Origin of the sequence: Dactylosporangium sp. NPDC049525, from assembly GCF_040676755.1 — a bacterium.
In the GTDB taxonomy this organism is placed as follows: Bacteria; Actinomycetota; Actinomycetes; order Mycobacteriales; family Micromonosporaceae; genus Dactylosporangium.
The window spans coordinates 21,997-35,356 of the sequence record NZ_JBFAPO010000090.1; the positions used below are offsets into that span (position 1 = coordinate 21,997).

General features: G+C 70.9%; 7 protein-coding genes. 3 read left to right on the forward strand and 4 right to left on the reverse strand.

Going from position 1 to position 13,360, the window contains the following annotated elements; all coding sequences use genetic code 11:
- Nucleotides 1–83 precede the first annotated feature (83 nt).
- From AB0K00_RS53900 to AB0K00_RS53910, 3 genes are all read right to left on the reverse strand, one after another.
- On the reverse strand, nt 84–1,673 hold the full coding sequence (locus tag AB0K00_RS53900; protein ID WP_363538788.1) for a ThuA domain-containing protein: 1,590 nt from the start codon (nt 1,671–1,673) through the stop codon (nt 84–86).
- A complete protein-coding gene (locus AB0K00_RS53905) occupies nt 1,670–4,936 on the reverse strand; it encodes a carbohydrate-binding protein (protein WP_363538790.1) in 3,267 nt (1,088 codons plus the stop codon). The genes AB0K00_RS53900 and AB0K00_RS53905 overlap by 4 nt, the downstream gene beginning before the upstream one ends.
- Before the next feature lie 233 nt (nt 4,937–5,169).
- Complete coding sequence (locus AB0K00_RS53910) at nt 5,170–5,796, reverse strand: DUF4328 domain-containing protein (protein ID WP_363538792.1); 627 nt, start codon at nt 5,794–5,796, stop codon at nt 5,170–5,172.
- A gap of 97 nt (nt 5,797–5,893) precedes the next feature.
- Between AB0K00_RS53910 and AB0K00_RS53915 the strand changes: the two genes are divergently transcribed.
- Nucleotides 5,894–8,176 (forward strand): glycosyl hydrolase family 18 protein, encoded by a 2,283-nt coding sequence (locus tag AB0K00_RS53915; protein ID WP_363538794.1) that lies wholly within the window; start codon nt 5,894–5,896, stop codon nt 8,174–8,176.
- Between the two features lie 131 nt (nt 8,177–8,307).
- Here the strand turns inward: AB0K00_RS53915 and AB0K00_RS53920 are convergent, their stop codons facing one another.
- Nucleotides 8,308–10,680 (reverse strand): glycoside hydrolase family 2 protein, encoded by a 2,373-nt coding sequence (locus AB0K00_RS53920; RefSeq protein WP_363538796.1) that lies wholly within the window; start codon nt 10,678–10,680, stop codon nt 8,308–8,310.
- Between the two features lie 109 nt (nt 10,681–10,789).
- Here AB0K00_RS53920 and AB0K00_RS53925 point away from each other — a divergent pair, with 109 nt between their 5' ends.
- The gene (locus AB0K00_RS53925; protein WP_363538798.1) at nt 10,790–11,809 is read left to right on the forward strand and encodes a LacI family DNA-binding transcriptional regulator; all 1,020 of its coding nucleotides are present in this window, start codon (nt 10,790–10,792) and stop codon (nt 11,807–11,809) included.
- Between the two features lie 117 nt (nt 11,810–11,926).
- Complete coding sequence (locus AB0K00_RS53930) at nt 11,927–13,228, forward strand: extracellular solute-binding protein (protein WP_363538800.1); 1,302 nt, start codon at nt 11,927–11,929, stop codon at nt 13,226–13,228.
- The last annotated feature ends 132 nt before the right edge of the window (nt 13,229–13,360 follow it).

Below are 13,360 nucleotides of genomic sequence, written 5' to 3' on the forward strand. Positions count from 1 at the left end.
TGGGACATTTCCCGCTGGTCCCGGGCTGTCCCGGCGTGAAAAATTCACGCCGGGACAGCGACGGTGTCAGGACAGCGACGGTGTCAGGACGTGTACGCCTCGACCTCGTAGATGCGGGCCGCGGTGTCGGTGTTGTTCGTCGGGACCAGGACGTTCACCCGCAGGTAGCGGACGCCGGCTGGGCCGAACGTGGAAGTGGTGACGTTCGCGGTGTTGCCGCGGATCTGGGACACGGTGGTCCAGGTCGTGCCGTCGACGCTGGTCTGCACGTCGAAGTCGCGGGTGTTGAACGCGGTGTTCTCCCCGCCCGCACCGGCGTGCCGGATCACCACCCGGCCCACGGAGACCGTGGCACCGAGGTCGACCCGCCACCACTTGGACGCCCCGAGCGAGCACCACTTGTCGGCGTTGCCGCCATTGACGGTGCCGTTGACCGCCTTCGCCGGGCCCTCCGTGGAAGCGCACTGGCTGTCCGCGGTCGCCGTCTTGTTCAGCGCCAGGTTCGTCACCGGCGGCGTGGTGCCGCCCGTCAGCGCGAAGTCGTCGACGTCGAAGAGGCCACCGGTGCCGGTGCCGGTGAACACCAGGAACAGCGCGCCGGAGCCCGCGGACAGCGTGGTGGTCACGTCGACGAACGTGCCGTAGCCGCCGGTGTTCGTCACCGGCAACGTGCCCAGCAGCGGGCCGGTGGCGGAGCCGGAGCGGACCTGGATGGTGCCGCCGGTGCCGCCGGACGCGACCCGCGCGGTGAACCCGGTCTTGCCGGACACGTTCACACCCGAATAGCCGGTCCAGTCGCCGTTGTCGATGTAGCCGACGCGGTTGCCGCCGTGCGCGGCGCCGTCACCGACGATCTGCACGCCCTGCTGGGAGGTGTACGACTCGGCCTCGATGCGGCCGGTCGGCGGCGTCACCGTGCCGGGGCTGCAGTCGGCCGCGACCTTGCCACCCGCGTAACGGATCCCGCCGAGCAGGTGGGCCCGGAACGCACTGTCCGAATAGGACTCCTGGGTGTGGCCTGCGCCGGTGTAGAACGACCGTCCACTCTGGATCGTCTTGCACCAGGCGAACGGGTGGTCGGCGCCCATGGTGCCACCGGAGTACGTGGTCTCGTCCAGGGTGGCGAGGACGTGCGCGGTGGCGCGCGGGTTGGTGCGGTAGTTGTACAGCTCGTCGGTGCGGACCCAGGTGGCGCCGAGGTGCGCGGTCGCCGGGTGGGTTCGGTCCTCGATCTTCATCGTCGCCTGCTGGATCGCCGGGTGGGAGGCGAACCAGGCACCGACGAGGTCGCCGTAGAACGGCCAGTCGTATTCGGTGTCGGCGGCGGCGTGGACGCCGACGTAGCCGCCGCCGCCACGGATGTAGGACTCGAATGCGGTCTGCTGCGTGGTGTTGAGCACGTCGCCGGTGGTGCTGAGGAAGACCACGGCCTCGTACTGGGCGAGGTTCGCGGTGGTGAACGCGGCGGCGTCCTCGGTGGCGGTGACGGTGAACCCGTTCGCCGCGCCGAGCTGCTGGATGGCGGTGATGCCGGCCGGGATGGCGTCGTGCCGGAACCCGGCGGTCTTGGAGAACACGAGGACGTCGAACGCGGTGTCGGCGTTGGCGGCGGGGACGGCCCCGACGGCCAGGAGCGCACCGGTCACGGCGAGCGTGGCGAAGAGTCGTTTCATGACGTGTAGACCTCTACCTCGTAGAGACGGGCGGCGGTGTCGGCGTTGCTGGTGGGTGCGATGACGTTGACCCGGACGTAGCGGACGCCGGCGGCGGTGAACGTGGAGGTGGTGACGTTGCCGGTGTTGCCGCGGACCTGGGACACGGTGGTCCAGGTCGTGCCGTCGACGCTGGTCTGCACGTCGAAGTCGCGGGTGTTGAACGCGGTGTTCTCCCCGCCCGCACCGGCGTGCCGGATCACCACCCGGCCCACGGAGACCGTGGCACCGAGGTCGACCCGCCACCACTTGGACGCCCCGAGCGAGCACCACTTGTCGGCGTTGCCGCCATTGACGGTGCCGTTCACGGCCTTCGCGGGGGTTTCGGTCGCCGCACACTGGCTGTCCGCGGTGGCGGTCTTGTTCAACGCCAGGTTCGTCACCGGCGGCGTGGTGCCGCCGGTGAGGGCGAAGTCGTCGACGTCGAACAGGCCACCGGTGCCCGTACCCACGAAGACCAGGAACAGCGAACCGGAACCGGCCGACAGCGTGGTGGTGACGTCGACGAACGTGCCGTAGCCGCCGGTGTTGCCGACGTTCACGGAGCCCAGCAGCGGCCCGGTGGCCGAGCCGGAGCGGACCTGGATGGTGCCGCCGGTGCCGCCGGACGCGACCCGCGCGGTGAACCCGGTCTTGCCCGAGACGTTCACACCCGAATAGCCGACCCAGTCGCCGCCGTCGATGTAGCCGACGCGGTTGCCGCCGTGCGCGGTGCCGTCGGCGACGACCTGGACACCGTTCTGGGAGGTGTACGACTCCGCCTCGATGCGCCCGTCGGGCTGCGGCGGGACGGTGCCGGTGTTGAGGGTGAAGGCGTCCACGTCGAAGAGTGCGCCGGAGCCGCCGGTGAACACCAGGTACAGCTGGCCGGCGGTGGCCGGTGCGCCGGACACGGTGCCGGTGACGTTGACGAACGTGTCCCAGCTGCCAGTCGCCGGCACGGTGGTCGAGCCGATGAGCGTGCCGGTGGGTGAGCCGGTGCGCAGTGACAGGGTGCCGCCGGCGCCGCCGGAGGAGACCCGGGCGGTGAAGGAGGTGGCGTTGTTCACCAGGTACGGGGTGAACGCGATCCAATCGCCGTTCTCGATCTGCCCGACGGTCTTGCCGCCTTCGGCGCCGGCCTTGTCGAACGTCTGCACGCCCTGCTGGGAGCTGAAGTGCTCGGCCTGGCGGTGCCGTGGCTGCAGCGTGTGCTGGGTGTGCGTGGTGAGGCCGCCGTTGTCGGTGTACTCGGCGTCGAAGACCGCGAAGATGTTCGCGGCGGCGTCGTGCTCACCGTCCAGGGGGATGGTGATCGAGCCGGTGCAGCCGGTCTGTGACGTGATCTGGTGGCCGTGGGTGTCGTGGCCGAGGATGTACGTCATGCGGACCCGGCCGCAGTCGATGGTGCCGTCCTCGGGGTCGGTGACGGTGATCTGGTAGGGCACGGTGTCGCCGAAGGAGACGAGCGAGCCGTTCGCCGGAGTCACGATCCGCACGGTGGGCACGGTGTTGCCGACGGAGATCCGGACGCTGGCGCTGCCGGTCGCGCCCTGGTTGTCTCGGACGGTCAGGGTCGCCGTGTACGTGCCGGCGGTGCTGTAGGTCTTCGTCGGGTTGGCGGCGGTGGACGTGGTGCCGTCGCCGAACGCCCACGCGTAGGTGATCGCCTGGCCTTCGGGGTCGTTGCTGCCGGCGGAGCTGAAGTTCACCGTCAGCGGCGCGGGCCCGGACGTCGGGTTCGCCGCGGCGACGGCTCCAGGTGCGCGGTTGCCGCCGCCGGTGTACTCGATGCGGTACAGCGCGGAGTTGGCGTCGCCGTTGCCGAAGCCGGCGCCGTAGTCCAGGACGTACAGGGCGCCGTCGGGGCCGAACGCCTGGTCCATGATCTGCATGCCGGACCAGGGGAAGTTGGCGATGGCGCCGGGTGAGCCGTCGGCGTTCACGTCGATCGCCTTGATCCAGCGGCGGCCGAACTCACCGGCGAAGAAGTGCCCGTCGAGGTCGGCGGGGAACTTGACCGCCGACGGGTTGGCCGGGTCGTACCGGTACACCGGGCCGCCCATCGGCGACTCGGAGCCGCTGCCGAACTCGGGTGGGCTGCCGGCGTCCCCGGCGTAGCGGATCCAGGCGGGTTTCGCGGCGGGCAGGGTGCCCTGGCCGGTGTTGCGGAAGGAGTTGTTCGTCGGTCCGCCCGCGCAGTTGTACTTGGCGCCGGTGCTGTTGCTGGCGAAGTTCCACTCGTTGTAGGTCTCCGTGGACGTGTTCGTGCCGGTGCAGTACGGCCAGCCGTAGTTGCCGGGGGCGGTGACCCGGTCGAACTCGACCTGTCCGGACGGTCCGCGGTTCGGGTCGGTGGTGCCGGCGTCGGGGCCGTAGTCGCCGACGTAGACCGCGCCGGTCGCCTTGTCGATGCCCATCCGGAACGGGTTGCGGAAGCCCATCGCGTAGATCTCGGGGCGGGTGTTCGCGGTGCCCTGCGGGAACAGGTTGCCGGACGGGATCGAGTACGAGCCGTCGGTGTTCACCTTGATCCGCAGGATCTTGCCCCGCAGGTCGTTGGTGTTGCCGGCGGAGCGCTGCGCGTCGTAGGCGGGGTTGCGGTCGGTGCGCTCGTCGATCGGCGCGTAGCCGGCGGAGTCGAACGGGTTGGAGTCGTCGCCGGTGGACAGGTACAGGTTGCCGGCGGCGTCGAAGTCGATGTCGCCGCCGACGTGGCAGCACATGCCGCGGTCGGTGCCGACCTCCAGGACGGTGCGTTCGCTGGCGGTGTTGAGGGTGTTGTCGGTGTTGAGGGTGAACCGGGACAGCCGGTTGACGCCCTTCCACGGGGTCCAGTCGGCGCCGGCGGCGGGTGCGTCCCCGCCGGGCGTGTTCAGCGGCGGCGCGTAGTACAGGTAGATCTGCCGGTTCGTGAGGAAGTTCGGGTCGGCGGCGACGCCCTGGAGGCCTTCCTCGTCGTGGGTGTAGACGGGGAGGTTGCCGATCACGGTGGTGGTGCCGTTGACGTCGGTGCGCCGCAACGTGCCGTTGCGGGCGGTGTGCAGCACGGAGCGGTCCGGCAGCACGGTGATCGACATCGGCTCGCCGAGTTCGTTGATGCCTTTGGCGAGTTCGACCTGCTGGAAGAGGGCGGGGTTGATGGTGGTGTGCGCTTGGGCGGGCGCGGCGGGCAGCGCCACGGCGGCGCTGCAGAGCAGCAGCGCCGCTGTGGCTGATCGGATGACGGATCGGCGGGGGTGCATCGGCGGGGGTCCTTCCCTGCAAGGGTCGGGTCACGCGATGCCGGGCACGCTGCGGTGGCCGGCGCTGGCGGGCGCCGGTCACCAGTTCGTCTGTCGCGCGGCCGGCGGTGGTGTACGGGCCGCCGAAGCCCCACACATCCACACGTCGCGATGGTTTCGTGCCGCCGACGGTACTAACTCAGGTATGTAAATGCAAGAAACTAACTGAACCCGTTAAAAAGTTGAGCGCGCCCTCATGTCGCCAGTGCCGCGTCCTGCCATGCCGAGATGCGGCGCACCAGGACGACGCCGAGGACGGCGGCGAGGATGCCGGCACCCCCGGCGACGACGCCGACGAAGGCGGGCGTGTGCACGGTGACGGTGCCGTCGGCGTACCGGGTGGTGTCGGTGAGGCTGATGAAGCTCACCAGCAGCGCCCCCCACCACGCGTTGACGATCCGGTCGGTGGGCCAGGACCCGTCGGGGGCGCTGCGCCGGTGGACGTCGGCGACGACCCGGTTCGGGATGCCGAGGTTGGCGATCGGCACGAACCAGCCGCCGATCGTCCACGCCTTGTGCCACTCGGCGCCGCCACCGCGGCGGTCGAAGTTGTCGCGGGCAAGGTACAGCCAGACGATGAACAGCACCAGGACGAGGCCCTGGGCGGCGGTGAGGACGGTCGATCCGAGGGTGTCGGTGGCGAAGGTGCTGAGACCGAAGCTGGTGCCCTGGAAGACGACCCTGCCGTCGTGCTCCTCGGGCCCCTGCAGGGACAGCACGAGGTTGTAGGCGTGGGCCAGGCCGGCGACTGCCAATGCCGCGGAGACGATCCAGCCGATCGCCGCGAGTCTATGTGGTGCAGCTACGCGAATGTCGCTCATAGTTCGCGGAGCTTAAATCCTTTAAGCAAATAGACAGACTTGACTTTCTTACGCTACGGCGCGGACTATTAGGAAACTTTCCTAATAGGAGGCACGAGTGCACCCCACCAGGCTCTTCGCCGCCGTCCTGCTCACCGCCACCGCCGCGATCGCCATACCTGGCGCCGCGCATGCCGCTCCCCCGGGGCTGACCGCCGCGTTCTCAGCCGCGGACTACGGCACCTACTGGGTCGACAAATACGTTGTCAGTAATCCGACGGCCGCCACCGTCACCGGCTGGACGCTCGAGTTCGACGTGCCCGCCGGGCTCACCGTCGGCACCGGCTACAACGGCACCGTCACCCGCACCGGCAACCACGTGACCGTGGTCAACGAGCACTACAACGGCACCGTCGCCGCCGGGCGGAACACCGAGCCCTACAGCTTCTGGTTCATCGCCACCGGCACCAACACCCAGCCGCTGAACTGCCGGATCAACGGCAACAAGTGCGACGGCAGCGCCGACCGCGCCCCGAACGCCCCGGCCGGGGTCACCGTCGCCGCCCGCACCACGAAGACCGTGTCCCTGGCCTGGACCGCGCCGACCCCGACCGACTTCCCCATCGCGGGCTACGACGTGTACCGCGGCGGCACCCTCGCCGCGTCGGTCACCACGCCGTCGGCCACCGTCATCGGGCTCACGCCGAACACCGCGTACAGCTTCACGGTGCGGGCCCGCGACACCCGCGGCAACGTCTCCGCCGACAGCGCCCCGGTCACCGCCACCACCCTCAACCCCGCCAACGACACCACCGCGCCGGCGGCGCCCGCGAACCTGCGCAGCACCGCTAAGACGTCGGTGAGCGTCACCCTGGCCTGGAACGCGGTCACCGACCCCAGCGGCATCGCCGGCTACGACGTGTACCGCGGCGGCACCCTCGTCGCGACCTCCACCACGACCGGCGCCACCGTCACCGGGCTCACGCCGCTGACCGCGTACACGTTCACGGTCAAGGCGCGCGACACGTATGACAACGCCTCCCCCGCCAGCGCCGCCGTCACCGTCACCACCGACGACGCCGTCGGCTCCGGCGCCTACGCGAAGGTCGGCTACTTCGTCCAGTGGGGCATCTACGGCCGGCAGTACTTCGTGAAGAACCTCGACACGTCCGGCGCCGCGGCGAAGCTCACCCACGTCAACTACGCGTTCGCCAACCTCGACCCGGTGAACCTGACCTGCCTGCAGGGCGTCACCCGGGGCACCACGGCGAACCCGCAGGACCCCGACCAGGGCACCGGCGCCGGGGACGCCGACGCGGACTACGGCCGGCCGTTCAGCGCCGCGCAGTCCGTCGACGGCGTCGCCGACACCGGCTGGGAGACGCTGCGGGGCAACTACAACCAGCTGCGCAAGCTCAAGGCGAAGCACCCGAACCTCAAGGTGCTCATCTCCATCGGCGGCTGGACCTACTCGAAGTTCTTCTCCGACGCGGCCGCCACGCCGGCGTCACGGGAGAAGCTGGTCCGCTCCTGCCTCGACGTGTACATCAAGGGCAACCTGCCCCTCGCCGGTGGCGCCGGCGGGCCCGGCAGCGCCGCCGGCATCTTCGACGGCATCGACCTGGACTGGGAGTGGCCCGGCGCCGAAGGCCACCCCGGCAACCACTGGGGCGCGCAGGACAAGGCGAACAACACGCTGCTGCTCGCCGAGTTCCGCAAGCAGCTCGACGCGCTCGGCGCTCCCTCGGGCAAGCGGTACCTGCTCACCGCCTTCACCCCTGCCGACCCGGCGAAGATCTCGGCCGGCTGGGACATCACCCGCAACGACGGCACGCCGAGCGTCTTCGACTCCCTGGACTTCGCCAACGTGCAGGGCTACGACTTCCACGGCGCCGGCAGCGACAACTCGTGGGAGCCGAACCGCACCGGCCACCAGGGCAACCTGTACGGCGACGCGCAGGACCCGTACTCGTTCACGTTCAGCGTGCAAAATGCCGTGGCGGCGTACACCAGCGCCGGCGTCAACCCACGGCAGCTGACGGTCGGCTTCGCCTTCTACGGCCGCGGCTGGCAGGGCGTCACCGCCGGCACCACGAACGGTGAGTGGCAGGCCGCGACCGGCGCGGCACCGGGCCAGTTCGCGGAGGAGGCCGGCACCCGCGGCTACGCGAACCTCCTCGCCATGGTGCCGGGCTGCACCGTGTACCACGACGTCCAGTCGATCGCCACGTCCTGCTTCACGGGGCCGGGCGGGCAGTGGTGGACGTTCGACGACACGTGGTCGATCCAGCAGAAGACCGCATGGGTGAAGCAGCAGGGCCTGCTCGGCGGCATGGTCTGGGAGATGTCCGGCGACACGTCGTCCGGCACCCTGATGACCGCGCTCAACTCCGGCCTCTGACGCCGGCGCCCGCAACCCGGTGGATCCCGTCCGCCGGGTTGCGGGCGACGCAGGTCAGGCGGCGGCGAAGGCGCCGAGGGCGAGGGCGGCCGTGGACTTCGTCCCGCCAGCGTCGACCGCGAGCCCCGCGGTCACGGCCTGGCCTCGTTCACGCACCGCAGCACCGGGTGGCTGAGCAGGTCGCCGGCGGCGAGCGGCACGGCGGTGGTGACGGTGAACGTCACCGACTCCCCCGGCAGCAGCGTCACGAGCTGGTCGTCGACCTGCGCGTCCGGGGCCAGCCGGTCCGGGAACAGCGCCAGCTCCCGCAGCACCGTCACGGCGGTGACCGTCACCGCGTAACCGCCGGGCACCTCGGTCACGGCACCGGTGAACGACGCCGGCGGATACGCCATCTGCGGGTCCTCCGCGAGGCACCGCAGCGCGCGGGTGTCGCCCAGCACCGCCGTGACCAGCTCCCGCCGCGGGTCGCCGGCAATCGCGACCGCCGGCGGCAGCGGCACCGCGAGCACGCCGCGCGCGGGCACCGCGACCGGCACCGGGTGCTCGGCCAGGACGGTGCCGTCCAAGGCGTGCCGCCGCAGGAGCAGCTCACCCGTCCAGGCCGCGGCGTGGTCGTTGACGACCGTGACCCCGCCGTCCTGGAAGGTCAGGAGGCGCTCGGCGTAGGCGCGGCGCAGCTCGAACCACAGCGGCTTGCGCCGGCCCGCGCCGTCGACGGCCGACCACGAGGTGACCGGCCAGCAGTCGTTGAGCTGCCAGATGACGGTGCCCATGCAGTACGGCGCCAGCGACCGGAACCGTTGGACCCCGAACGACACGGCGCGGGCCTGGTTGAGGCCGGTCAGGTAGTGCCAGTCGTCGAAGGTGGCCGGTGCGGGCAGGTGCGCGCCGAGCCCGCGCAGCAGCTTCTCGTTGCCGCCGGCCGCCTTCTGGTGGTGCAGGACCCCGGGCGAGTCCGGGGCGAGGGGCTCGTCGGACACGGCCGCGCGCAGCGTCGCGTACGCCGGCGGGCCCTGGAACCCGAACTCCGCGACGAACCGGGGCGTGTAGTCGGCGTAGCGGGTGTAGTCGTCCGAGCCCCACACCGTCCAGATGTGCACGGTGCCGGTGCTCGCGTCGTACACGTCGCGGTCGGGGCTGCCCGAGTAGGGGCTGCCCGGCCAGTACGGGCGGCCCGGGTCGACCTCGGCGACCACCCGCGGCAGCACCTCGTGGTAGAGCGCGGCGCCCCAGCTGCGGTCGCCGAGCTCGTCCCGCCAGCCCCAGTGCTGATGGCCCTCGATGTTCTCGTTGTTGCCGCACCACAGCACCAGGCTCGGGTGCGGCATCAGCCGCTCGACGTTGTCGCGGGCCTCGGCCTCCACCTCGGCGGCGAGGTCGTCGGGGTAGGCGGCGCAGGCGAACGGGAAGTCCTGCCACACGAGCAGGCCGAGCCCGTCGGCGAGGTCGTAGAAGGCGTCGGACTCGTAGACGCCGCCGCCCCAGACCCGCAGCGCGTTGGCACCGGCACCGATCGCCTGCTCGAACCTCGTTGCGAGGTCGGCGGCCGTGGTACGGGCGGGGAAGCAGTCATCGGGGATCCAGTTGAACCCGCGGACGAACACGGGCGTGCCGTTGACGACGATGCGGAACGCGTCCGGCTCCAGTTCGACGGTCCGCAGCCCGACCTGCCGCGACCAGGTGTCATCCGCGGCGGTGACGGTCAGCTCGTAGCGGTGCTGCCCGCCGTGCCCGCGCGGCCACCACAGCTTCGCGTCGGCGACGTCGAGCGACAGCGTGGCGACGGTCGCGCCCTCGGCGAGCTTGGCCTCGGCGCGGGTCCCGTCGATCGTCGCGGCGACCGCCACGGTGCCCCCGCCGGCGCTCCCACCCGGGGCCCGCTCGATTTCGACGGTCACGTCGACGCCGTCGGCGCGCACCTGCGGGCGCACCGAGGCCAGCCGGGCGCCGGACCACGAGTGCAGGCCGGCCGCGCGCCAGATGCCGGCGGTGACCAGCGTCGGACCCCAGTCCCAGCCGAAGTTGCAGGCCATCTTGCGGATGAACTGGTACGGCTCGTCGTACGGCCCCGGACGGGCACCGAGCCGGGCCTGCTCCGCCTCGGCGTAGGTGTAGGGGGCGGTGAACGTGACCTTCAGGACGTTGTCGCCGTCGCGCAGCAGCGCGGTGACGTCGAAGCGATACCGGCGGTGCATGTTGGCGGTGCGGCCGGTGACGGTGCCGTTGAGCTCGACGGCGGCGACCGTGTCGAGGCCGTCGAAGACCAGGTCGACCCGGTCGAAGCCGGCCGGCGTCCAGCGGAACGTGGTCGTGTACGTCCAGTCGGTCCGCCCGATCCAGCCGAGCCGGGTCTCGTTGTCGTCGAGATACGGGTCGGCGATCAGCCCCGCGGCGAGCAGGTCGGTGTGCACGCTGCCGGGCACGGCCGCGGGAACGCCGGCCAGGTCCCGGCCGGACAGGGTCCATCCGTCGTGCAGCGCGCGGTACATGCTCAACCTCATCGCTCTTGTGAACCGAGTAAGTGCGGACCGACGGTAACGGGCGCCGTCGCGGGCTGTCAACGACATCGGGGAGCGGCTAGCATCGGTGAACCGAGAAAGGCGGCCCGAGGTGAAACGACCGACCATCGCCGACATCGCCCGCGAGGCGGGGGTGTCCAAGGGGGCCGTCTCCTACGCGCTGAACGGCCGCCCGGGCGTGTCCGCGGCCACCCGGGAGCGCATCCTCGCGGTCGCCGACCGCCTGGAGTTCCACGCCAACAGCAACGCCCGGGCCCTGGCCGGCGCGAAGGCCCGGGTGGTCGGGCTGACCCTGCGCCGGCCGCCGAGCACCCTCGGGGTCGAGCCGTTCTTCATGGAGCTCATCAGCGGCATCGAGCTGGAGCTGTCCCGGCGGTCCTATGCGCTGCTGCTGCAGATGGCGCCGGGCCGCGACGAGGAGGTCGCCTTCTACCGCCGCTGGTTCAGCGAGGGCCGCGTCGACGGCGTGCTGGTCTGCGACGTGCACGTCGGCGACCCGCGCGTGGCCACCCTGCAGGAGCTGGGCCTGCCCGCGGTCGTGATCGGCCCGCCGTCCGTCAGCGGCGCGCTGACCAGCGTCTGGAGCGACGACGAGCAGTCCATGGTGGAGGCGGTGGAATACCTGGCCGCGCTCGGGCACCGCCGCATCGCCCGGGTCGGCGGCATCCCGCAGCTCGCGCACACCGCGATCCGCACCGCCGCGTTCGCCGAGGTCTGCGCCCGCCTCGGCATCACCGACGCGGTGACGGTGCCGGCGGACTACACCGGCGACGCCGCGGCCCGGGCGACCCGGCGGCTGCTCGGCCGGCCCCGGCCGCCGACGGCGCTGCTGTTCGACAACGACGTGATGGCGGTCGCCGGGCTCACCGCCGCCCGGGAGCTCGGCGTCTCGGTGCCGGCCGACCTGTCGATCGTCGCCTGGGACGACTCGCCGATCTGCCGGCTGCTGCACCCGCCGCTGACCGCCCTGACCCGCGACATCGTCGCCTACGGCGTGCAGGCCGCCAGGATGCTCCTCGCGGCCATCGCGGGCGAGGCCGTGACCAGCGCACACGGCGCCCCGGCGCACCTGACGCCGCGCGGCAGCACCGCTCCGCCGCGCGCGTCCTGACGCTCCGGCGGCTCAGGTCACGGATCGGTAAAGGCCTCTTCCCATCGGGCTGACAACGGTGTCATATTGCGTTCGCTCGAACTAAAACGCTTTAGACACCCCCGAATGGAGCGCCTCATGTACCGACGAGCACTCGCGGTCGCGCTTGCCCTCTCCCTCGCGGCGTGCGGCGGCGGGACCGACCCCGCGACGTCCTCCGACGCGCTGTCACCCACCGACCCCGCCGCCGTCTCCGGTGAGATCACCGTGCTGACCAACCGCACCGACCTCGTCACCGACGGCACCATGCAGCGCTACGCCGACCAGTTCAAGGCGCTGTACCCGAAGGTCACCGTCAAGTTCGAGGGCGTCACCGACTACGAGGGCGAAGTCAAGATCCGGATGAACACCGAGAACTACGGTGACGTCCTGCTGATCCCGAACACGGTGGTCACCGACGACTACCCGAAGTACTTCGCGCCACTGGGCAGCGCGGCGGACCTGTCGGCGAAGTACAGCTTCACCGACAAGGCCAAGGTCGGCGACAAGGTCTACGGCGTGGCCGGCTTCGCCTACGTCAACGGCTTCGTCTACAACAAGGACGTCTGGACCCAGGCCGGCGTGACGGCGTGGCCGACCACGCCCGCCGAGTTCATCACCGCGCTGCAGGCCATCCGATCGAAGACCGGCGCCACCCCGTACTACACCAACTACCACGACGGGTGGCCGCTGAGCTCCTGGTCCTCGGTCGTCGGCTCGGTCAGCTGCGACCCGAAGGCCAACGACAACCTGGTCAAGAGCAACCCGTGGGCCGACGGCGCCGACCTCGCCACCGGCGACACGCTGCTCTACGACATCGTGCGGAACAAGCTGTCCGAGACCGACCCGACCACCACCAACTGGGAGGACTCGAAGGGCCAGATCGCCACCGGCAAGATCGCCACGATGTGGCTCGGCTCGTGGGCGATCGCGCAGATGCAGGACGCGGCGAAGAAGGCCGGCAAGGACCCGTCCGTCATCGGGTACATGCCGTTCCCGAAGCAGGTCGACGGCAGGTTCTGCTCCGTCGTCGCGCCCGACTACCAGTACGCGATCAACGCCCACTCCAAGAACAAGGCCGCCGCCCGGGCCTGGTTCGACTGGTTCATCGACAAGTCCGACAGCGCCGCGGTCAACCAGGCGATCTCCGCGGTCAAGGGCGCGCCGCTGCCGCCGGCGATGCAGCCGTTCACCGCCGCCGGCGTGAAGTTCGTCGAGCTGTCGCAGGCCGACTCCGCGAAGCTCACCAAGATCGACAACGCCTCCGAGGTCGGCATCAGCAAGCCCGAGTACCGCCAGAAGCTGGTCGACACCGCCCGCGGCGCCGCACCCGGCGACCTCAAGGGCCTCTTCGCCGACCTCACCAAGCGCTGGACCGAGGCCGCCAAGACCCTCGGCTGACCCTTTCGCCGCCGTGTCGTGGCGCCGCCCGGACCGGCGACGCGGCCCTCGTCGGCCACCTCGGCCAGCTGATCAACCTGCGCAACCCGGAGATCTGGCAGCGCCTCGCCAACCCCGACAGCACCGCCGCCC